The organism is uncultured Porphyromonas sp. (assembly GCF_934359325.1).
Lineage (GTDB): Bacteria > Bacteroidota > Bacteroidia > Bacteroidales > Porphyromonadaceae > Porphyromonas_A.
Window position 1 is genome coordinate 1 of record NZ_CAKRLH010000276.1, and the last position, 1,704, is coordinate 1,704.

1 protein-coding gene is annotated in these 1,704 nt (G+C 53.8%); it reads right to left on the reverse strand.

All coding sequences use genetic code 11. The features are described 5' to 3' along the window. Positions 1–780: 780 nt before the first annotated feature. Positions 781–1,704, reverse strand: a 924-nt coding sequence (locus tag Q0F21_RS07760) for a WYL domain-containing protein (RefSeq protein WP_297238827.1), incomplete at its 5' end; no start/stop codon positions are given.

The following is a 1,704-nucleotide window of genomic DNA, read 5'->3' on the forward strand; positions in this document are numbered from 1 at the left end:
TTCTCAATGCCATTTATTACATTTGCAATATCACTAAGCTTTGGATTAGCTTGTGCGGAGGCTCCCTTGGGAGGAGCAATGCCAAGCCATTCCAAAGCTTCCTCTTTGTCTTCATGCTTTTTACCTGTGGTTCAAGCACGAGCAATCATCTCATCCTAACGTTTTGTCTGTTCTGATCTTTCTTGTACATTTGCGAAGAGATCCGAGTTTAGTAGAGGCTGCCTGTCGGGATTGGTCTGACGGGCTTCTGCTCAGACTTGGATTTTCTTTCTATTATTGTAGCGATCAGAGCCGGCTTGACGAAGGACCTTATCTGCAATCTACGTGCTGTGTCGTACACCGCTCCGGTTCGCTACACTTCCCATCGCTTAGATTTCTGTGTACTTCAGCGAGATGCGCCCAAGCTCTCTTTAGGTGCGACAATATTTCTCACTACCTTTGTCACAAGATCAAGGCGTGCGACTTTCTCTCTGACCTCAGCGAAATTGGATCGCTGTTTGGGGAGTCAGTCGTGCGCCTTCACCGCCTATCTAGTAAGCTCCTCAAGTTTTTCACCTTTTTCTCTCGGCACTGCGGAAACAGGTGGTCTGTTCTTCCGAGCCAGTTGTTGCGGACTCATCAAGGAGCAGTTTCCCGAGTTCGTGGGATTTTCCAACCCTTTCAGTAACTTTGCGATAGCAAGCCGTTCAGTTGAAGTGTGCTTGTTAGTGGAGTTGGTTAGTGCATCGCTCGTGGAAGAGCCACTTATAACCGGCTCCACGCTATTTCTATAGCGGTGTGCTACTCCTTGTATCGGGTGACCATCATCATGACTTGGCGGGCGATGCGGTCCCTCAGCCTCTTGGGCGAGAGGACGCTGATGTGGCTCCCGAAGCCAAGTATCAGCCGCTCCAGCTCGAGGTTGCAGATTACCTCCAGAGCCACGACGATACTGCCGTCCTCCCGCTCCTCCATCAGCTCCTGCCGTGGGTGAAGGGGTTTCGTGAGGACATATGGTGCTTGGCAGCCATCGACCCAGAGGACTACCCGCTCACGCTCCGACGTCAGGTCGCGAGTCACGCCGACCATATCATCCAGATAGGTGACTGGGTCGAAGTAGATATTCTCCTCATACCTCCCCTCCTTGTCCTCCTCCACCCCAAGCATACGGTCGAGTGCCAGCGTGAGGATCCCGCTGTGACCTCTCTCATGTCCCAGGAGAAACCACCGATTGTTGTACTCCTTGAGGAGATAAGGGGAGAGAAAGATCTCGATCTCTCGGCCGGAGCGGAAGGAGCAGTAACGGACTCGTAGGGCACGGCGGTTGATGATCGACTTGTAGAGCGGGCTTAGCAGCTCCAGTCCCTTCAGCTGCCCATTGGTATCAAGAAACACCACCTGCTGCTGCCCCTCACTCCCGCTGCGGATCCTGTCCTCAATCCTCGTGAGAGTCTCATCCAGCCCCGAGAGACCCCTGAAGCCACTATACTGGCTCAGGATGTCGAGTGCGCCGGTCAGCTCTACCAGCTCCTCGTGTGTCAGAGGGAGACTGCTGATGCTGTAGTCCGGGTCAGCGTAGCAGTAGTACTTGCGATCGACTACCTCGATCGGTGCATTGTACCCCAGCTTATCGCTGCGCATAAGCTCGATGTCCCGCTGTATCGTCCTCAGGCTCACACCCGAGGTCCCCTCATACTCGTAGAGAGCATCCTCGCAGGCAGAGCG